The 20,045-nt window shown below is 68.8% G+C and carries 19 protein-coding genes; 13 read left to right on the forward strand and 6 right to left on the reverse strand.

Translation table 11 applies throughout. From position 1 onward, the window contains the following. Window position 1: 1 nt before the first annotated feature. Window positions 2-1,546 carry a DUF2380 domain-containing protein gene (locus tag BO221_RS05010; protein WP_083680744.1) on the reverse strand — a complete coding sequence of 515 codons (1,545 nt, stop codon included), beginning with the start codon at window positions 1,544-1,546 and terminating at the stop codon, window positions 2-4. Window positions 1,547-1,796: 250 nt separating this feature from the next. Between BO221_RS05010 and BO221_RS05015 the strand changes: the two genes are divergently transcribed. Further along, complete coding sequence (locus tag BO221_RS05015) at window positions 1,797-3,284, forward strand: DASS family sodium-coupled anion symporter (RefSeq protein WP_233165671.1); 1,488 nt, start codon at window positions 1,797-1,799, stop codon at window positions 3,282-3,284. A gap of 15 nt (window positions 3,285-3,299) precedes the next feature. Here the strand turns inward: BO221_RS05015 and BO221_RS05020 are convergent, their stop codons facing one another. Further along, entirely contained in the window at window positions 3,300-3,848 is a 549-nt protein-coding gene (locus tag BO221_RS05020; protein WP_073559115.1) for a hypothetical protein, read from the reverse strand. A 209-nt stretch (window positions 3,849-4,057) separates the two neighbouring features. Between BO221_RS05020 and carF the strand changes: the two genes are divergently transcribed. Continuing rightward, window positions 4,058-4,912 (forward strand): plasmanylethanolamine desaturase, encoded by an 855-nt coding sequence (gene carF, locus BO221_RS05025; RefSeq protein WP_073559116.1) that lies wholly within the window; start codon window positions 4,058-4,060, stop codon window positions 4,910-4,912. Between the two features lie 2 nt (window positions 4,913-4,914). Here the strand turns inward: carF and murI are convergent, their stop codons facing one another. Both murI and BO221_RS05035 read right to left on the reverse strand, forming a co-directional pair. Continuing rightward, window positions 4,915-5,733, reverse strand: coding sequence for a glutamate racemase (gene murI, locus BO221_RS05030; protein WP_073559117.1), 819 nt, complete (start codon window positions 5,731-5,733; stop codon window positions 4,915-4,917). A 110-nt stretch (window positions 5,734-5,843) separates the two neighbouring features. After that, window positions 5,844-6,887 (reverse strand): hypothetical protein, encoded by a 1,044-nt coding sequence (locus BO221_RS05035; protein ID WP_073559118.1) that lies wholly within the window; start codon window positions 6,885-6,887, stop codon window positions 5,844-5,846. Window positions 6,888-7,069: 182 nt separating this feature from the next. Between BO221_RS05035 and BO221_RS05040 the strand changes: the two genes are divergently transcribed. The 11 genes from BO221_RS05040 to namA all read left to right on the forward strand — a co-directional run bounded on the left by BO221_RS05040 (window position 7,070) and on the right by namA (window position 18,329). Then, window positions 7,070-7,777, forward strand: coding sequence for a MotA/TolQ/ExbB proton channel family protein (locus tag BO221_RS05040; protein WP_073559478.1), 708 nt, complete (start codon window positions 7,070-7,072; stop codon window positions 7,775-7,777). 12 nt (window positions 7,778-7,789) lie between these two features. Continuing rightward, a complete protein-coding gene (tolR, locus tag BO221_RS05045) occupies window positions 7,790-8,257 on the forward strand; it encodes a protein TolR (RefSeq protein ID WP_043390607.1) in 468 nt (155 codons plus the stop codon). 3 nt (window positions 8,258-8,260) lie between these two features. Next, on the forward strand, window positions 8,261-9,034 hold the full coding sequence (locus BO221_RS05050; RefSeq protein WP_073559119.1) for an energy transducer TonB: 774 nt from the start codon (window positions 8,261-8,263) through the stop codon (window positions 9,032-9,034). After that, complete coding sequence (locus tag BO221_RS05055; RefSeq protein ID WP_073559120.1) at window positions 9,031-10,317, forward strand: DPP IV N-terminal domain-containing protein; 1,287 nt, start codon at window positions 9,031-9,033, stop codon at window positions 10,315-10,317. Before BO221_RS05050 ends, BO221_RS05055 begins: the two co-directional genes overlap by 4 nt. Window positions 10,318-10,441: 124 nt before the next feature. Further along, the gene (locus tag BO221_RS05060; protein WP_233165673.1) at window positions 10,442-11,965 is read left to right on the forward strand and encodes an N-6 DNA methylase; all 1,524 of its coding nucleotides are present in this window, start codon (window positions 10,442-10,444) and stop codon (window positions 11,963-11,965) included. Next, the gene (locus BO221_RS05065) at window positions 11,962-13,323 is read left to right on the forward strand and encodes a restriction endonuclease subunit S (protein WP_073559121.1); all 1,362 of its coding nucleotides are present in this window, start codon (window positions 11,962-11,964) and stop codon (window positions 13,321-13,323) included. Before BO221_RS05060 ends, BO221_RS05065 begins: the two co-directional genes overlap by 4 nt. A 10-nt stretch (window positions 13,324-13,333) precedes the next feature. Then, window positions 13,334-13,717, forward strand: coding sequence for an MmcQ/YjbR family DNA-binding protein (locus BO221_RS05070; RefSeq protein WP_073559122.1), 384 nt, complete (start codon window positions 13,334-13,336; stop codon window positions 13,715-13,717). Between the two features lie 35 nt (window positions 13,718-13,752). Further along, window positions 13,753-14,937, forward strand: coding sequence for an aminotransferase class V-fold PLP-dependent enzyme (locus BO221_RS05075; protein WP_073559123.1), 1,185 nt, complete (start codon window positions 13,753-13,755; stop codon window positions 14,935-14,937). 15 nt (window positions 14,938-14,952) lie between these two features. Further along, window positions 14,953-15,882, forward strand: coding sequence for a Ppx/GppA phosphatase family protein (locus BO221_RS05080; RefSeq protein WP_073559124.1), 930 nt, complete (start codon window positions 14,953-14,955; stop codon window positions 15,880-15,882). Then, window positions 15,879-17,138 carry an MFS transporter gene (locus tag BO221_RS05085; RefSeq protein ID WP_073559125.1) on the forward strand — a complete coding sequence of 420 codons (1,260 nt, stop codon included), beginning with the start codon at window positions 15,879-15,881 and terminating at the stop codon, window positions 17,136-17,138. Before BO221_RS05080 ends, BO221_RS05085 begins: the two co-directional genes overlap by 4 nt. Window positions 17,139-17,258: 120 nt before the next feature. After that, window positions 17,259-18,329, forward strand: a complete 1,071-nt coding sequence (namA, locus tag BO221_RS05090; protein WP_073559126.1) for an NADPH dehydrogenase NamA — start codon at window positions 17,259-17,261, stop codon at window positions 18,327-18,329. Between the two features lie 15 nt (window positions 18,330-18,344). Here namA and BO221_RS05095 read toward each other — a convergent pair whose 3' ends face one another. Further along, window positions 18,345-19,124 carry an arylamine N-acetyltransferase gene (locus BO221_RS05095; protein ID WP_073559127.1) on the reverse strand — a complete coding sequence of 260 codons (780 nt, stop codon included), beginning with the start codon at window positions 19,122-19,124 and terminating at the stop codon, window positions 18,345-18,347. A 100-nt stretch (window positions 19,125-19,224) separates the two neighbouring features. Then, window positions 19,225-19,971 carry a hypothetical protein gene (locus BO221_RS05100; RefSeq protein ID WP_083680745.1) on the reverse strand — a complete coding sequence of 249 codons (747 nt, stop codon included), beginning with the start codon at window positions 19,969-19,971 and terminating at the stop codon, window positions 19,225-19,227. Window positions 19,972-20,045: the final 74 nt, after the last annotated feature.

Raw genomic sequence — 20,045 nt, forward strand, 5'->3', positions numbered from 1 at the left:
CTCATGTCCCTCGACAGCGGACGAAGTTCATCGGGATGTCGTACAACTCCATGTAGCTTGCGACGATCTCCAGGATTGTGTTCCGCGTCAACATCCGGCCAGCCTTGGCTTCGGCATCGTACAGCGCCTCCATGATCATCCGGTTCCATTCACCGGGCCACATGCGTCCCTGCTTCCAGTTTCCACCACCGTGAATGGCCTGATGGTGAGCCTGCTGAAGCGAGACGCAGAACCCATCGATGCTCATCTTGCCGGTGAAGCCGCGCCTCTCGAACCACTCGCGCAGCTCGTTCGGCATCACGTGGTGACGCGGAGGCTCTGCCATGCCGGCGCCCGTCTTGCCCGTCACGCGCATGGCCCGCACCTCGGGCGCATCACCCAGCGCCTCGCGCACGCCCCCCGGCAGGTCGCCGTGCCCCTGTGCCATCATCACCTGGCCGGCCTGTATCCGCACCGCGGCGCTGACGGCCGGCAGGCACAGGACGCCCGCGCGCACCAACTGGCGCATCATCTCCACCCACTCGGCGGACACCACCACCCGCGTCCCCATCATCACCCCGGTGGGGCCCATCACGAGGCCCACCCCGAGCGTGATGGGAGCCGCCGCACGCAGCGCGGGCAACGTGAACTTCAGCGCCGACACCAGGGTGAGTGACTCCACCACGTCCCTGAGCAGCAGCAGCTTCCGGACGTTCTCCTCCCCCCGGCGCACGGACTCGAGCAGCGCATCGAGCTCGCGCGTGAGGTGGCCCACCAGGGCGGGCATGTCCTGCGCCGCTGCGTCCACCTGCTCCGGCTCCAGCGACGAGAGCGCCGTCATGGACGGCTCCAGCCTCTTCTGCCAGCCATCCAGGCTCATGAAGAGCATCTCCACGCTGTAGAGGCGCCGGGAGAGCGTCGCGTCGGTGACACTGAGGACGTCAACCCAAACGGCCAGCAGCAGGGCGCCCATCATGGCGGCCTCCAGCCGCGGGCCCACCATGCGCAGCAGGGCGAGTTGCATGTCCGGCGCCTCCACCTCCGACGCGGCAGCGGCCCATTCCGTGGAGGCGGCAAGCTCGGCGTCAATCCAACGCAACTGACGTTCCCCATATTCAACGTAGCGGATGAAGAGGCCGTCGCCCGCGCCGACAAGGCCCGAGGAGCTGGCCTCGAGTCTGGAGAGCTCGCGGGAGATGCGGCGGGTGGAATCGGACAACTCGCGCAGGGCACCGCGAAAGGCCAGGTGGGTGGAGAGGGCGGTCTGCCACCCAGTCGCGTCGGAGGTACCAGGGCCCGCCGCCGTCACGGCCTCCTGGGAGCCACGGCGGCGGTGCAGCCGCTGTGGCGCCTCGGGCCCAGAAGGAAGGGGCGACTGGGCGGCGAGGACACGCGGCGGTTCTTCATCCAGTGCTCCGGCGAAGGCGGGCCCGGTGGCGCCCCGCGGGCTGTAGCGCACGCTCCGCCCCTGGCCAGGCGGTGGCGGCAGCGCCACACAGGCGTTGGACAGGAGGGCCAGGGCCACCAGCAGCCCCGCTCCCTTTACCCCCGACGAATCAGCGCGCATCGTCCACCTCCAGGCCCATCGCGGCGCGACCATCCTCAGCGCCTCCAATGGGCGACGCCCATTCTGGCGATGGCCCCCGACAACTCCGGGCAGCGCGGGCCGAGGACACCCCGTGTCGCGGGGACCGCAACCCAACCCGGGATTGAGGTTCGTCCCGAGGCTCCTGCCGGCAGAACTGGAACCTCCCGATTCGAAGTAGGCCCCGCGGGCCCATGGCCCCGCTCGCGCCACCTGTGTCACGGTACGCAACGTGGCTTCCCGCTCGACCCGGAGTGAGACCCCCATCTCGCCGTCCCGTGTGCGCCTGGTTGGCCTGATTGCTGGGCCGCTCGCCGCCGGGGCCCTTCTGCTCATCCCCTCGGGGCTCCACGCCGTGCCCGGCATGGGCCACCGCCCGGCCGCTGCCGCTGCCGTGGCCGCCTGGATGGCCCTCTGGTGGTTCACCGAGGCCGTCCCCATGGCCTGGACCGCCCTCCTCCCCCTCGTCCTCTTCCCCGCCCTGGGCGTCTTCGACACCGGCAGCCCGCTCGCCGCCGCCGGTCGCGCCGCCCTGCCCTACGTGGACCCCTACATCTTCCTCTTCCTCGGAGGCATGGCCCTGGGCGCCGCGCTCGAGCAGTGGCACCTGCACCGGCGCATCGCCCTGCTCATCATGCGTGCCATCGGTACCGCGCCCCAGCGCCTGCTGCTCGGCATGCTCGTGGCCACCGCCTCCGTCTCGCTGTGGATCTCCAACACCGCCACCGCCGTGATGATGGTGCCCATCGGCATGGCCCTCATCGCCCAGCTCGAGGCCGGTGAGGGCCGGCGGCTGGAGCACTTCGGCGCCGCGCTCATGCTCGGCGTGGCCTATGGCGCCAATACCGGAGGAATAGGGACCAAGATCGGCAGCCCCACCAACTCCGTCTTCGCAGGCGTCGCCTCGCGACGGCTCGGCACCGACGTGGGATTCCTCGAGTACATGGCCGCCGCTCTGCCCTTCGTCCTCCTCTTCGTGCCACTCATCTGGTGGATGCTGTGGCGCATGGGCCGCCGGGACGCGCTCGGCCCCGGCAAGGGTGTGGACGTCATCCAGCGGGAACTGTCCGCACTCGGGCCCCTGTCGAGCGGCGAGAAGGTGGTGGGCACCGTCTTCCTGGTGGCCGCGCTCCTGTGGATGGGCGGGGACTTCCTGCGGCCCGTGCTCGCGCCCTGGGTGGCCTCGGCCTTCGGCGGCTTCAAGCTGCTCGGCAAGCACTACGAGGCGGGCGTGGCGCTGCTCTCCGCCGGGACGCTCGTGCTGCTGGGCCGGCTGTCACTCCAGGCCCTGGCCCGCGTCCCCTGGGACACGCTGCTGCTCCTGGGAGGCGGCTTCGCGCTCGCCGCGGGCATCGAGGGCGGCGGGCTGTCCACGTACATGGCCGCGCGTCTGGCGAACCTCGAATCCCTGGGCCCCACCGCCCAGTACGGCGCCGTGGCCCTGTCCACCGTGCTCCTGTCCGCCATGGCCTCCAACACCGCCACCGTGAACGTGCTCCTCAACGTGCTGCCCGGCTCGCTGCCCCTGCTCGCGGTGAGCACCTTCGCCTCGTCGTGCGATTTCGCCCTGCCCGCGGGCACTCCGCCCAACGCCATCGTCTTCGGCAGTGGCTACGTGCGTCTGCCCACGATGATGAAGGTGGGGCTGCCGCTGGACCTGTTGGCCGCCGCGCTCCTCACCGTCTACGGGCTCGTCTGGGTGCGCTTCGTGCTCGGCTGAGCACGGCGCCGGGGACTACTGGTTGTTGTCCTCGCCCGCCAGGTAGCTGAGGATCACCTCGTCCAGGCTCTTCTCCGAGATGAGATCCTCTCCGAAGAGCGTCTCCACGCCCACCTCGTTGATCTTCGGCGCCACCTTGAGGGCGCGCGCCGCGGCGATCTCCGGAGGCACGAAGGCGCCCGAGGGCGGGGCCGGCTGCGGCTTGGCCGCCGGTGCCGCCTGCCGGGCCTGCGCGGCGTCCTCGGCCGTGCCCAACTGACCCGGCTGGTAGTGCCGCACGCCCGACGTGTCGAAGCCGTCGTACACCCCGTTGATGAGGTTGCGCAGCATCTCCTTGTGCTGCTCCTCCATCAACTCGCGCACCACCTCGCCCAGGTTCTCGGCGTTGAGGATGTCCGCGTACGACGTCTTCTTGGACGCGAGGATGTTACCCCCCACGAACAGGTGGGTGATGATGTGGGGGTTGTTGACGCCCGAGTCCTCGGTCTGGACGTGGTAGACCTTCCCCTTGTACTTGATGTTGTGGTTGAAGCCGGTGACGGCTTTTTCGAAGGTTTTCGCCATGCCCGAGGCCGCAGAACGTACCAGCGGCTACCAGGGGACACAAGGAACGCGTCGGTCCTTCTTCCTCGGATGCCCGCTGGCCTCCCGGCTTGAAGACCGGGCGCCTGCATCGTTCACCCGATGACTTCGTCCAGGATCCAACTCCAGGTAGAGTCTCCCTGGACAGGGTCGGCGGCCCCCGCCCGGCCCCCCTGAGCACAACGGGACTCATGACGAAGAAGAACGAGCTCAAGAACCACCTGCGCCAGCAGGACGCCGCCGCTTTGGCCCAGGGCTACTCGCCCGCCATCCGCGCCATGGAGATCGCCAGCATCGTCTCCTTCGTCGGCCTGGAGTCCGCCCTCGTCTGGCGCCTGTGGGGCAACCCCCACACCGGCCCCTGGCTCCTCCTCAGCGCCCTCCTGCTGGGCTACCTGGCCGCCGACTTCGTCTCCGGCTTCGTCCACTGGATGGGCGACACCTGGGGCTCCACCGACATGCCCGTGCTCGGCAAGGCCTTCATCCGCCCCTTCCGCGAGCACCACGTCGACGAGAAGGCCATCACCCGCCATGACTTCGTGGAGACCAACGGCAACAACTGCCTCGTCTCCCTCCCCGTCGCCATCCTCGCCGTCCTCCTCCCCCACTCGAGCCCCGGCCAGGTCTTCGTCTCCGCCTTCCTCGGCGCCATGATCTTCTGGGTGATGGCCACCAACCAGTTCCACAAGTGGTCCCACATGGACCACCCCCCCGCGCTCATCGGCTTCCTCCAGCGCGTCCACCTCATCCTCCCCCCCGACCACCACCGCATCCACCACACCGCCCCCTTCAACAAGTACTACTGCATCACCGTCGGCTGGATGAACAAGCCGCTCATGATGATCGGCTTCTTCCCCACCCTGGAGCGCCTCATCACCCTCGTCACCGGGCTCATTCCCCGCAAGGACGACATCGGCACCGAGGCCGCCCTCGAGCTCTTCGAGGCGACTTCCACCGCGACTCCTCCCGTCGTCCAGGCCGCCAAGGAGCTTCTGGAGGAGGCGACTCCGGAGGAGGCGCCCGTGTCCTCCGCTCGGCCTTCCTGAGACTAGAAGGACAGGTCCACCTGCTCCGCGGCGTGGATGGGCCTCCCGAGGAACCTCGCCCCCACCTCCACGAAACGCTCCGGCACGTCCGTCACGAAGTAGTGGTGCGCCGGTGTCCCTCCCCCGGGCGCCAGCAGCATCTGCTCCTCCAGCAGCGACGCCACCACCTCCGCCGTCGCCTCCGCCGAGTCCACCAGCTCCACCTGCGGCCCCACCGCCTCGGCGATGACGTCCTTCAGCAGCGGGTAGTGCGTACAGCCCAACACCAGCGTGTCCACCCCGCTCCGCGCGAAGTCCGCCAGGTACTCGCGGGCCACCAGCCGCGGGACGTCTCCTCCCAGCCACCCCTCCTCCGCCAACGGCACGAAGAGCGGGCACGCCCTCGCCTTCACCTTCACCCCCTCCGTCCCCGCCGCCGCCTCCAGCTCCCGCTGGTACGCCCCTGAACGGATGGTCCCCGGCGTCCCGATGACCCCCACCCCTCCACCCCGCGTCCGCCTCAGCGCCGCCCTCGCCCCGGGCGCGATCACCCCCACCACCGGCACCGGCAGCGCCGCCGACAACGCCGGCAACGCCACCGCCGACGCCGTGTTGCACGCCACCACCAGCAGCTTGATGCCCCGCTCCAGCAGGAACTCCGCGTTCTTCAGCGAGTAGCGCGTCACCACCTCGCCCGACTTCGTGCCGTAGGGCACCCGCGCCGTGTCTCCCAGGTAGAGCGTGCTCTCGTGGGGAAGGTGGGACATCAGTGCCTTGAGGACCGTCAGTCCTCCGACACCCGAATCGAAAACCCCGATGGGACTGTGGCTGCCTTGCCGCATACCCGGCTTCCCTATCACGTTTGATGCCAACCCCAGCCGCCCGCCCGCAAAGCAAGGAGGGCCGAGGCGGATGCCCCGGCCCTCCGGACTCCAGGCTGCCTGGCGGCTGACTAGTACTCCCGCACCAGGGCCACCGTGTAGGAGGTATCCGACGCCGTCTTCTGCTCGAAGGCATTCACCGTCAGCTGGTCCGGGAGATCCTCGTTGCTGTAGGCGATGCTCGAGCCCCTCATGCCGCGGATGTACACCTCGTACCGGCCCGGCTTCAGGTACTGGTAGAGGATGGGCGCACCCGTGCAGGACTGGTAGTCACCCTCCGTGCCGTAGACCAGCTCGCCCGTCGCCAGGTTCTTCAGGTTGATGACCATCCCCGTGACGCCCGCCTCGGAGCACGTCCGGCGCGTGCTGCCGTCCCACAGCTCCCAGCGCAGCGACATGCCACCCACCTCGAAGAACCGGTAGGACTCGGACCGGGGGCTGCCCGCGCTCGTCACGAACGTGCCGAAGGTGTTGTACAGCGGCAGGTCATCCCGGCCCGCCCGATCCCGGCCATAGGCGATCATCTGGATGGTGTGCGTCCCATCCGCCAGCCACGGCGTCTCCACGCCCCCGTTGGACATGCCGTCCGCGCAGTTCAGCGTCACCCACTCGCCGCCGTCGATCTGCGCCTTGATGTAGCTCACGCCGGCCTGCGAGCAGGAGGGGTTGTTGCTGTAGGTGTTGGGAGGGAAGGCCCAGGACACCAGCGCGTAGGACATCCCGTTGGGCGTCAGGTCGATGTTCACCCGCACATTCCCGTTCACCGTGAAGGTGCCCCGGCCCTCGAAGAGGGTGTGGCCGTCATAACCGATGGCCCGGACGGTGTAGGGGTAGTTGCCGGGCGCGAAGTCGTGCAGGACGATTCCATCCACTCCGGCGGTGTTGCAGGCGTAGACGCCGTTGTTGTGGAGCGACTCCCCGGGGATGGCGATCTGGATGTTCTTCACATCCGGCACATCCACGCACCGGCCATTGGGCGCGAACGTCCACAGGAAGGTGACATCGCCTTCGTAGCCCTGCGGGTAACCACCACCATCACCGTCACCGTCAACGATGATGCAGCCCGTGCTGGCGGCCGTGAGACAGAGGAATGCTGTGAGGATTCTGGCGTTCATGGGACGTCCTCGATTCTACATCGGTAGGGAGGGGGGTACGGGCATCCGGCCCGTCACACACCCCCTCGGACGCCCCCTTGGGGAATTTATTTAAAGCCCGGCAACTATCTCCCGCCTGCCCCCTCCCCCCACCGGGTTTGTTTGACCACCCCGGACACGGATGTTACGGCCTGAACCCCATGATGCTGCCCCACCTCCCCCCGGCGCTCGGCGCCATGAACTACCTGCAGATCCTCCGTGACGCCTCCCTCCTGGAATTGGGCGTGCTGGGCCTGCTGATGGGCGTCTCGGTGGCCTCCTGGGGGCTCATCGCACTCAAACACACCCAGTTGTCCCGGGCCCGGAGCCAGTCCCTCAGCTTCCTGGACTCCTTCTGGAAGGCGTCCCGGCTGGAGACCATCTACCAGGACGCCCAGAAGCTGGACGGCTCGCCGCTGTCCAAGGTGTTCTGCGCCGGGTACGAGGAGCTGAGCAAGCTGGCCCAGCACAAGGAGGGGGCCGAGGGCGCCATGGCCGAGCGGCTGGGCGGCATCGAGAACGTGGAGCGGGCGCTCAACCGGGCGTCCACCACCCAGCTCACCGAGCTGGAGTCCCGGGTGTCCTTCCTGGGCACGGTGGGCTCGGCCTCGCCCTTCGTGGGCCTGTTCGGCACGGTCATCGGCATCCTCAACGCCTTCAACTCCATCGCCGAGCAGGGCAACGCGACCCTGGCCACGGTGGCGGCGCCGGTGGGCAACGCGCTGTTCGCCACGGCGGCCGGCCTGTTCGCGGCCATCCCCGCGGTGGTGGCCTACAACTCGTTCGTCAGCCGCATCAAGGTGTTCGACACGGAGATGGCCAACTTCTCCGCGGACTTCCTCAACATCATCAAGCGGCACTTCTTCCGCTAGGAGACACGCGCCATGGGCATGGGCTCCAATCGCGGAAGCGGCGGCCGCGTCACCATGAGTGAGATCAACGTCACGCCCATGGTGGACGTGATGCTGGTGCTGCTCATCATCTTCATGGTGACGGCGCCCCTCATCCAGCAGGGCGTCAAGGTGAACCTCCCGGAGGCCAAGGCCGCCCCGGTGGAGGCCGCCGAGAAGAAGCTGGTGCTGTCCATCGACGCGCAGCGCCGCATCTACATCGGCGAGGCCGAGGTGCCGGTGGACGAGCTGGAGAAGAAGCTGGCCACCAACGCCAAGGCGCAGGCGGACAAGGAGCTGTACCTGCACGCGGACCGGGACGTGCCGTACGGCGTGGTGGTGGACGTCATGGCCGCCGCCCAGCGCGCCGGCATCAGCAACGTGGGGATGATCACGGACCCCACCGCCGGGGGCCGGGCGTCCAACAAGGGCAAGAAGGAAGCGAAGGAAGCAAGGCGCTAGCCCATGCACCCGGCCGTCAATCACAGTCTGCTCGCACCGAGGAGCTCCCGCCTGGGACGCTTCCTCGGCGTGTCCCTGGTGGGGCACGTGCTCATCCTGCTCTCCGTGGGGTTGTACAACGCCTTCGTCGAGGGCCCCCGGGTACAACTGGACCAGAAGCCCATCCGCGCCACGCTGGTGCGCCTGGGCAAGCCCCGGGACGAGAAGCTGCTGCCCCGCAAGGAGCAGCCGCCTCCGCCTCCTCCCAAGAAGGTGGAGGCCCCGCCCACTCCCACGGCCCCCGCGCCCGAGCCGGCCAAGGTGGCCGTGCCCATCCCCGGCGTGAAGCCCGAGCCCGCCCCCGCCCCCGCGCCCCAGAAGGGCGAGACGAAGGGCGAGGACCGGCGCAACAAGCTGTTCGGCGCCTTCGACAAGCTCTCCAAGTCGAAACCCGACGAGGAGCTGGACGGCGCCGAGGACGGCGACCCCAACGGCGACTCGGCCACCGCCGAGGGCGAGCGCTACTTCGGCCTGCTCTCCTCGCAGGTGCGCCGCCACTACAACGTCGCGGACACCATCCCCGACAACGAGCGTCTGTACCTGAAGGCCCAGGTGGCCATGCGCCTCAACCGCACCGGTGAGGTCATCGATACGCGGCTGGCCAAGGCCAGCGGCAATGATCTCTTCGACTCGGCCGTCCTGGCCGCGGTGAAGAAGGCCTCTCCCTTCTCTCCTCCCCCCGACCATCTGCGGGACACGCTGCAGAAGAGCGGCATCGTCCTGGAGTTCAGCCCGTGAACGCGAAAGCCCTTTTCCTCTCGCTCCTCCTGTTGCCGGTGGCGGCGCTCGCCCAGGCCCCCGTCATTCAAATCTCCGGTGCCAACTTCCGGCCCCTGCCCCTGGCCGCCACCGCGCCACTCGTGCAGGGCGAGGAGGCCAAGGCGTCCGCCCAGGAGGTGGACGAGGCCTTCATGTATGACCTGCGCGCCTCTGGCATCTTCCAGGTCCTGGACCGCGGCAGCTTCCTGGCGGACGCGAAGGAGGGCATGGCGGCCGGCAGCATCAACTTCTCGCGCTGGGCGGACGTGGGCGCCGAGTCGCTGGTGAAGTACTCGCTGGCCCGGGAGGGCGGCGAGCTGAAGGCCGAGGCGCGCGTGTTCAACGTGGGCACCGGCCGCGAGGACTTCAAGACGGCCCAGAGCGCCCCCGCCGCCGAGCCGCGCCTGGTGGCCCACAAGCTCGCCGACGCCATCTACCGCCACTTCACCCGCGAGCCGAGCCCCTTCCTCTCGCGCATCACCTACGTGCGCAAGACGGGCAACAACCGCGACATCTGGGTGGCGGACTGGGACGGCCGCAACGCGAAGCAGGTGACCCGCGGCGGCATCAACCTGCTGCCCTCGCTCGGGCCGGACGGCGCGGTGGGCTTCACCTCGTACCAGCAGGGCGAGCCGGACCTCTACATCCGCCGGCCGGACGGCAACACCGCTCGCATCAAGACGGCCGAGGGGCAGATGTCCACCGGCATCGCATTCTCGCCGGATGGCAAGCGCATCGCGTATTCGCTCGCCTCGGGTGAGAGCACGCAGATCTGGGTGGCGGAGGCGGATGGCGACAAGCCCAAGCAGCTCACGGATACGCGCTTCGGCATCAACACCAGCCCCTCGTGGTCGCCGGACGGCAAGCGCATCGCCTTCGTGTCCAACCGAGGCGGCTCGCCGCAGGTGTACGTGATGAACGCGGACGGCTCCGGCGTACGCCGGCTCACCTTCCAGGGCAACTACAACCAGACGCCGGACTGGTCTCCCCGGGGCGATCTCATCGCCTTCACCGCTCGCGACGAGCGCAACGCGTTCGATCTCTTCACCGTCAACGTGGACAGCGGCAAGGTGACGCGCCTCACCCAGGACCAGGCGAACAACGAGGAGCCGTCCTTCTCGCCCAACGGGCGCCTGGTTCTCTTCACCTCCACGCGCAACGGCGGGTCGCAGCTCTTCGTGATGACAGCCGATGGCAACAATCAGGTCGCGCTGCCAGGGCAGGAGAAGACCACCCTGCTGACGCCCGACTGGGGCCGTTGAGCCTCTGCGAAGGCGCGCCCCTGGGAACGAGCACGGACACTTCCCCTCTCCCGCCGGGAGAGGGACGGGGTGAGGGTGCCTCGAATCCCGGGTTGAACCCCCTGCCCACACTGGGGTCCATGGGTTGAAGAACAGGGACAGATACCCTCACCCTGACCCTCTCCCGAGGGGAGAGGGGATATCCGCGGGCCCTCGGGACAGCGTCGCCAGGCTCTGGTCCCTCTGCGACGTCCTCCGGGACGACGGCACCTCGTACCACCACTACGTCACCGAGCTCACCCAGCTCCTCTTCCTCAAGATGGCCAAGGAGGCCGGCCAGGAAGAGGCCCTTCCCAAGGGCCAACGCTGGAATGACCTGAAGGCCCGAACCGGCGCCGCGCGGTACGACTTCTACCAGCAACTGCTCCTCGAGCTCGGACGTGCCCCCAACCGGCGCGTCCGCGCCATCTACTCGAGCGCCCGGACCGCACTGCGCCAACCCAGGCACCTCGAGCAGCTCGTGGACGGCATCGACGCACTCGACTGGTTCAGCGCGCGCGAGGACGGCCTGGGCAACCTCTACGAGGGCCTGCTCGAGAAGAACGCGACCGACATCAAGAGCGGCGCGGGCCAGTACTTCACGCCCCGCCCGCTCATCAACACATTGGTGGCGCTCATCCAGCCCCAGCCCGGAGAGCGCATCCAGGATCCGGCGGCCGGCACGGGCGGCTTCCTCGTCGCGGCCCATGAGCACATCAAGGCCAGGACGCGAAACCTCCAGGACCTCGGAGAGAAGGAAGCCACCTGGCAGGTGGAGCAGGCCTATACCGGCGTGGAGCTGGTCCCCGAGACGCAGCGGCTCGCGCTGATGAACTGCCTGCTGCATGGCATCGAGGGGCCTCGCGGCGGTGAGGGCGCCATCCAACCCGGGGACTCGCTGTCGGTCCTGGGCGCGAGCCTGCCCCGGGCCCACGTCATCCTCACCAACCCGCCATTCGGAACCAAGAAGGGCGGCGGACGGCCCACCCGGGAGGACCTGACGTACTCCACGAGCAACAAACAGCTCGTCTTCCTCCAGCACATCTACCGGGGCCTCGCGCCGGGTGGCCGTGCCGCGGTCGTGCTGCCCGACAACGTGCTCTTCGAGGACGGCGTGGGACAGAAGGTGCGCACCGAGCTGATGGACCTGTGCGACCTGCACACGCTCCTGCGGTTGCCCACGGGCCTCTTCTACGCCCAGGGCGTGAAGACGAACGTCCTCTTCTTCACCCGGGGCCAGAAGGACACGGGCAACACCCAGGCGGTGTGGGTCTACGATCTGCGCGCGAACATGCCGAGCTTCGGCAAGCGCACGCCCTTCACCTCCGGGACGCTGAAGCCCTTCGTGGACGTCTACGGCACGGACCCGCACGGCAAGAGCCCTCGCGAGGACGAAGGAGAGACCGGACGGTTCCGCCGATTCACGCGCGAGGAGCTCGCGAAGCGCCACGACAACCTCGACATCGCGTGGCTCAAGGACGGCGGCCAGCATGACCCCGAGGACATGCCCGACCCGGAGGCGCTCTCCGCGGAGATCGAAGTCGAGCTCCAGAGCGCCCTGCGGGAGCTCCAGGCGCTCACGAAACTCCTCACGGGCGCACCGGAGGAGGACGGCGAGGAGGCGGCATGAGCCCCCTTCCGCGGGGATGGGCGGCCACCCGCCTCGGTGACGTCGTCGAGGTGGTTCGAGGGGCCTCGCCTCGCCCCAAGGGCGACCCACGGTATTTCGGCGGTCCCATCCCGTGGATCTCCATCGGAGACCTCGGCCGCGAGCAGGCCCGGACGCTGTCGAAGACGGTGGAAGGGGTGACCACCGCCGGAGCCCGGAAGAGCCGTCTGCTCCCCGCGGGGACCCTCATCCTGTCGAACAGCGCCACGGTCGGAATCCCGAAGATCCTCGCGGTGGAGGGCTGCATCCATGACGGCTTCGTGGCCTTCCCGAACCTCGACCCGCGATTGTTCGTGACGGAGTTCCTCTACGAATTCTTCCGCCATATCCGCACCCGGCTGATCGACGAGAACCGCCGGGGCATGACGCAGGTCAATCTCAACACCGGGATCGTCCGGAACATCGAAGTCGTCATTCCCCCGCTCGCCGAGCAACGGCGCATCATAGCCAGACTCGACACGCTCCTCGCCCACAGTGGCGCGGCCAAAGCGTCACTGGAGCGCGTGCACGAGTTGCTCGGGCGGTTGCGGCGGACCGTCCTGGCGGCGGCCTTCCGGGGAGACCTGACGGCGGACTGGCGCGCGAAGCGTGGGCCGGACTCCGTCTGGGATGCCGCGAGCACCGCCGCGCTCGAGATTCCAGGATGCCGCCCACCCCAGCTCGAGAAGCCCGAGGACGACGGCGTCGAACAGGCCCGGTGGCCGCACCAGCGGCTCCCGGATGGCTGGTGCTGGGTGCCCTTCGAATTCGTGTTCTCGGACGAGACGAGCGGCGACAAGAAACTCAAGCGGGAGGACTACCTGGAGCACGGCGAGTTCCCCGTGGTCGACCAGGGCACGTCCGAGGTGGGCGGTTACTCGAATGATTCGAAGCTCGTCTACGACGGGGAGCTGCCGGCCGTGGTCTTCGGAGACCACACCCGTTGCGTGAAGCTCCTCTCCCGCCCCTTCATCCAGGGAGCGGAGGGCGTGAAGGTGCTGCGGCCATCCCCCCTCGTCGAGCCGGGTTACGCCTTCTTCCTGCTGCGGGCCATCTCCATCCCGGAACGGAGCTACGGCCGCCATTTCAAGTTCTTGAAACCCGCCTGGTTTCCCCTGGCGCCCAGAGCCGAGCAGCTCGAAATCGTCTCCCGGCTCCACGCGGCCCGGGCCCGCGAAGACGCGCTCGCGGCTCGAGCGGGAAGACAGCTGGACAACCTCTCCCTGCTCGAACGGTCGCTCCTCGCGCGGGCCTTCCGCGGCGAGCTCGTTCCCCAGGACCCGGACGACCCGCCCGTCTCCGCGCTGCTGGAGCGCATCCGCGCGGAGCGTGAGGCATGATTCCCGGGCCATGTCCGACGCGCACCTCGAACGACTCCGCCCCCTCTGTCTCGCCTTCCCCGAGGCCCGGGAGACGACCACCTTCGGCAACCCCACCTTCCAGGCGGGAACGAAAACTTTCGCCGTACTCGATTCGTACAAGGGCACCCGCTGCCTGGCCTTCAAGGTGACTCCCGAGGAACAGGACCTGCTCTGCCAGCAGGAGCGCTTCTTCGTCGCTCCCTACACGGGCAAGAACGGCTGGACGTGCCTGCGGCTCGACGGGAAGAAGGTGGACTGGAAGGAGGTGCGCCAGCTCCTCGAGCGCAGCTACCGGCTCGTCGCCCTCAAGCGCATGCTCGCAGCGCTGGATGGTGCACCACCGGCCCCCACCCGGAAACGAGCCACGCGTTGACTTGGCCAGGGGGCCGGGCATTGTGCCCCTCCGCCATGGACGCGTCCCCCTTCCGCTCCCACTGGTCGCTCGATCCCGAGGTGACCTTCCTCAACCACGGCTCTTTCGGCGCCTGCCCCACGCGCGTGCTGGAAGAGCAGTCCCGGCTGCGCGCCCGCATGGAGGCCGAGCCCGTCCGCTTCCTCCACCGCGAGCTCGAGCCCCTCGCCGATGCGGCCCGCGCCGCGCTCGGGGACTTCCTGGACGTCAACCCGGACGACCTCGCCTTCGTCAACAACGCCACCACGGGCGTCAACACCGTGCTGCGCTCGCTGCGCTTCGCTCCCGGTGACGAGCTGCTCACCACCGACCACGAGTACAACGCCTCCCGCAACGCGCTCGACTTCGTGGCCAGCCAGTGGGGCGTGAAGGTGGTGGTGGCGAAGCTGCCCTGGCCCGTCCCCTCGCCCCAGGCCGTGGTGGACACATTGCTCTCCCACGTCACCCTCAACACCCGGCTGCTGCTCATCGACCACATCTCCAGCCAGACGGCGCTGGTGATGCCGGTGGCCGGGCTCATCCGTGCCCTGCGCGAGCGCGGCATCGAAACGCTCGTGGACGGCGCCCACGGGCCCGGGCAGGTGCCCCTGTCCCTGCACCAGCTCGGCGCCGGCTACTACACCGGCAACTGCCACAAGTGGATGTGTGCCCCCAAGGGCGCCGCCTTCCTCTACGTGCGCAGGGATCTCCAGCCCGGCATCCGCCCCCTCGTCATCAGCCACGGGTACAACTCGCGGCGCACGGACCGCTCGCGCTTCCGCCTGGAATTCGACTGGCTCGGGACGGACGACCCCACCCCCTTCCTCTGCATCCCCAAGGCGCTGGAGGTCGTGGGCGGCATGCTCCCCGGCGGCTGGCCCGAGGTGATGGCCCACAACCACGCCAAGGCGATGGCGGCGCGGACCCTCCTGTGCCAGCGGCTCAAGGTGGTCCCCCGCTGCCCCGAGGACATGGTGGGCTCCATGGCCACCGTGCCCCTCCCGGACGGCTTCCCGGCCGAGCCCTCGGTGCTGGGGTTGGATCCGCTCCAGGACCGGCTCCTCTCCGAGTACCGCATCGAGGTGCCCATCGTCCCCTGGCCCCGGGCCCCCCACCGCCACATCCGCCTGTCCGCCCAGCTCTACAACTCGCACGCGGAGTACCAGCGGCTCGCCGAGACTTTGGAGGCGCTGGTACGCTGAGTAAGCTGCCGCGCAATGCCTCGTTACGCCACCATCGATGTGGGGACCAACTCGGTCCTCCTGCTCGTCGCCGACCGCCTGCCGGATGGCCGCTTCCAGGCCGTCCGCGAGCGCGCTGAAATCACCCGCCTGGGCCGGGGCGTGGACAAGAGCCGCCGCCTCTCGCCCGAGGGCCTGGAGGCCACCCTCCAGGTGCTCTCCGACTTCGCCAGCGAGGCCCGGAGCCTGGGCGCGGAGGCCATCGCCGTATCCGCCACCAGCGCCGCACGCGACGCGGAGAACGGCGCCGAGTTCCTCAACGGGGCCCGCGAGCGCGCCGGCGTGACGGTGGACATCATCTCCGGCGAGCTGGAGGCGCAGCTCTCCTTCACCTCGGCCCACGCGGACTTCGGGCGCGAGTCCTCGGCGCCCCTGGTGGTCATCGACATCGGCGGTGGCTCCACCGAGTTCATCTACGGGGATGCCCAGGGCCGCATGGCCTTCCGGCACAGCTTCGACGTGGGCGCGGTGCGCATGACCGAGCGCTACGTGCACTCGGACCCGATGTCCGCCGAGGACCGGGCCCGCCTGGAGTCGCACCTGCGCGAGACGTTCTCCCAGCTGCCCCCCTGCCCGAAGGATGCGATGCTCGTGGGCATCGCCGGCACGGTGACGACGCTCTACACCGTGCGGTACGCCATCGACCCGTATGACGCCGCGCGCGTCCAGGGCGGCACCCTCACGCTCGCCACGCTGGAGGCACTGGCCAACGAGATGTGCCGGCTGCCGCTCGCCGAGCGCCAGAAGCTGCCGGGCCTGCAGCCCAAGCGCGCGGATGTGATTCCCGCCGGAGCCCTCATCCTGCTCGAGAGCCTCCGGGCGCTCGGGCTCGAGCGCTGCCGGGTGAGCGACCGGGGCCTGCGTTGGGGCCTGCTCGCGTACCGTTTCGGAGCCTCCCAGTCATGAGTACGACCACCGCCGTGGCCCCCTCCACCGAGCCCGCCGTGTCCGCCACGCGTACCAGCTACTACGCGCTGCTCATCCTCTCCCTCATCAACCTGGTCAACTACCTCGACCGGTACATCGTCACGGTCGCCCTGCCCTACATCAAGCAGGACTTCCAGCTCACCAACACCCAGGCGGGCTACCTGGGCAGCTTCTTCATGCTGGTGTTCATGCTGGCCTCCCCGGTGAGTGGATTCCTCGGGGACCGGCTGCCGCGGCGCTACCTGGTGGCAGCGGGCGTGCTGCTGTGGAGCCTGGCGACGGGGGCCTCGGGACTGGCGACCACCTTCGCGGCGCTGATGGTGGCGCGGGCCTGCGTGGGCATCGGCGAGGCCGGGTATGGCGCGGTGGCCCCGTCCATCATCTCCGACCTCTTCCCGCGCCAGCAGCGCACGCGGGTGCTGTCCTTCTTCTACATCGCCATCCCCGTGGGAGCGGCGGCGGGCTACGGGCTGGGCGGGTGGCTGAGCGAGGCCTACTCGTGGCACATGGCCTTCTTCGTGGGCGGCGCGCCGGGCCTGGTGCTGGGTGTCATGGCCTTCTTCATGCCCGAGCCCCAGCGCGGGGCCATGGACGGGCCCGAGGCGCAGACGAAGCTGCCCTTCCTCGTGGGCCTCAAGGGACTGGCGAACAACAAGTCCTTCTGGTGGACCACGGCGGGCTACACGCTGATGACGTTCTCCATCGGAGGGCTCGGGTACTGGCTGCCCACCTTCCTCGTCAGCGAGCGAGGCATGACCCCGGGGAGCGCGGGCTTCAGTTCCGGCGCGGTCACCGCCGTCGCGGGTCTGGTGGGCACGCTGGCCGGAGGCTTGCTGGGCGACAAGATGGACCGGCGCATGGAGGGCGGTGGCCTGCGCATGTCGGGCGTGGGACTGCTGATCGCGGCCCCCCTCATGTTCCTCGCGATGAAGGTGGACTCGCACGCGCCGATGTTCGCCATCATCTTCCTGGCGCAGTTCTTCATCTTCCTCAACAGCGGCCCCATCAACGCGGCCATCGTCAACGGCGTGCCTCCGGCGTTCCGCGCCTTCGCCATGGGGTTGAACGTGCTGTTCATCCACATGCTGGGCGATGCCATCTCGCCTACCGCCATCGGCAAGGTGGCGGACCTGAGCAGCTTGAGCTTCGCCATCGAGCTCAATGCCGTGCCAGTGCTGCTGGGCGGACTCTCGCTGTTGATGGCGGGCAAACTGTTCCGGCACGTCTCGGCCTGAAGTCCAGGTTGGCTCCGGACAGTCCGCGCGGGATTCAGCGCGGACCCGCGAGCGCTCCCAGTATGGTCCCTCGCCCGGGCCGGGGTCCTCCCGGCCCGATGGCGGCATGCTGGAGGCCTCATGGGCAGTCTGCTGTTCACCCCGCTGACGCTGCGCGGGCTCACCCTCAAGAATCGCATCGTCGTCTCGCCCATGTGCCAGTACTCGAGCGAGGACGGCTTCGCGAACGACTGGCACTTCGTCCACCTGGGCACCCGGGCCGTCGGAGGCGCGGGGTTGATCATCTTCGAGGCCACCGCCGTCGAGGCCATCGGGCGCATCTCGCCGCAGGACCTGGGCATCTGGAAGGACGAGCACATCGCGCCGCTGGCGCGCATCACGCGCTTCATCCACGAGCAGGGTTCGGTGGCGGGCATCCAGCTCGCGCACGCGGGGCGCAAGGCGTCCACGGCGCAGCCCTGGAAGGGCGGTGCCCCCATTCCGCCCAGTGAGAAGGAGGGCTGGAAGCCCGTGGGGCCGAGCCCCGTACCCTTCGACGCTGAGCACACGGTGCCGGAGGCGCTCGATGAGGCGGGCATCCAACGGGTGGTGCGGGCCTTCGTCGATGCCACCGAGCGCGCGAAGGCCGCGGGGTTCCGCCATGTGGAGATCCACGCCGCGCACGGCTACCTGCTCCACGAGTTCCTCTCGCCGCTGTCCAACCAGCGCACGGACCGGTATGGCGGCTCGTTCGAGAACCGCGTGCGGCTCACCCGCGAGGTGGTGCAAGCGGTGCGCAAGCGCTGGCCCGAGGAGCTGCCCCTCTTCGTGCGCATCTCCGCCACGGACTGGGCCGAGGGCGGCTGGAACCTCGACGAGTCGGTGGCGCTCGCGAAGCTGCTGAAGCAGGACGGGGTGGACCTCATCGACTGCTCCTCGGGAGCCCTGGTGCCGGGGGTGAAGATCTCCGCGGGGCCCGGCTACCAGACGCCCTTCGCCGAGCGCATCCGCAAGGAGGCCGGCATCGCCACCGGCGCCGTGGGCTTCATCCGCTCCGCATTCCAGGCCGACCACATCCTGCGCACGGAACAGGCGGACGTGGTCATCCTCGCCCGGGAGCTGCTGCGCAACCCCTACTGGCCCCTGCACGCGGCCCGCGAGCTCCACGCCACCGTGCCATGGCCTCCCCAGTACGAGCGCGCCCAGGATTGAGCCGCGCTCCCTTCCTCACGGAGCCGCGGCCCCGCCGAGGGCTCCGCAAGGGATTCCGAAGTGCTCCAGCAGGGCCCGCTCGATGTCCTCCGCCGTTGCGAGCTGCCGCTCCACGCGCTGGCCCTGGCCGGTGACGATGAGCCGGTTGCCACTCAGCGTCACCCGCCCCGTGGGCGTCTTGAGCGAGCAGAGCGTGTTCTTGAGGAAGAACGAGTCCGGCGAGGTCTGGTGGTACCGGCACATCTCCGAGAACTCCTCCAACCGCCTCGGCACGCACGAGAACACGTAGAGGAGCTTCCTCGTGCCGCCCGGCACATCCTGTGAGAGCGACCAGTCCTCCCCGAGCCGCTCCAGGTGGAAGCGCTGCCCTCCCGAGTCCCACGGCCCTGGAACGAGCGGGGGCGGCTCGACGAAGCCCTCACCGAAGCCCACGTCCACCAGCCAGGAGGAACCGTCCAGGGAGACCTCCAGCACGAGGTGATCGAACTCGGGGCCGGAGGGGTGGATGCCGTCCGGTGACACCCGCCCGGACAGGTACGTCACCTGGAACCCCAGGGCCCGCAGGAGCGCGGCGAACAGGCCGTTCAGCTCGTAGCAGAACCCACCGCGGTTGCGCCGGACGACCTTGTCGAAGAAGGCCGCCTCGTCGAGCACGATGGGGCGCCGGCTGTGGACATCGAGGTTCTCGAAGGGAACGGACTCGAGGTGCCGGTGGTGCAGCGCGCGCAGGGTCTCCAGCTTGGGCGCCCGAGTCCCCTCGTATCCCAGCCTCCGCAGGTACTGGCCGATGTCCATGGATCCCCCGTCCGCGGCTCGAAAGCACGCCTCGCGCAGTATAGGTCAGACGGATGCGGGGGTGAGGCCCGCCAGGAACTGGCGAGCCTCGGACGGGACATCAGATGTAGGCCACGCAGGAGAAGGACCTGCTGCTGACGTTCGACCAGTTCCCGTTGCTGTCCTGCACCTTGAAGTTGAAGGTGACCGACTGGAGGGGCCAGTCCTTGTTGTCAGTGCTTCGCGCCTCGCAGCTGAAGTACTGGATGAGCGAACCCTGGGACCAACCGTATCCCTCGCCCAGGATGGACTCCTGCCAGTAGGGGGTGTGCGTACCGGTGCCCTGGCTGACGCTCCCCGTGCACTTGACCAGGAAATTCGTGCTCCGCACGCAGGAGAGCGTGGTGGTGGGGGGGCAGTACTGGCTGAAGGGCGCGGTGAGCGTCTGGGGACTGTCGAAGCAGGTGGTGCGGTTGCCACCGCTGTCCACGATCATGGGGAACGCCTTCACCTCCAGGTTGTGCCCTCCGCACCCCATCCCCCCGGCGCTGAAGTTCCAGCCACCCGAGGTTCCGAGATACTCGGAGGCGCTCCGCAGGGAACCATCCACCCAGAACTCCGTCCGCACCCCATTGGCGCCGGTGGACACCTCCCAGCTTCCAGCGCCGGCCGCGATCCCCTCGTACGAGCTGACACCCGCGATGTTCAGCCCGGTAACGCTCAGGCCGACGCACAGCGGTGACTGCTGCGTACCCAATTGCTCCCCGGCCGGAGCCAGCGCGTCCTCGGGAACGCCACCGCAAGCGGCCAGCAGCAGCCCGGACATCAGCGAACAGGTGATGGAACGAATCGTCTTCCGCGGCTTCAAGGCATTCCTCCGAGCATCAACCGGCCCAATCCGAGGAATCTGTACGATATCCGCAAAACAAGATCAACACGCCA

Origin of the sequence: Archangium sp. Cb G35, from assembly GCF_001896145.1 — a bacterium.
Lineage (GTDB): Bacteria > Myxococcota > Myxococcia > Myxococcales > Myxococcaceae > Archangium > Archangium violaceum.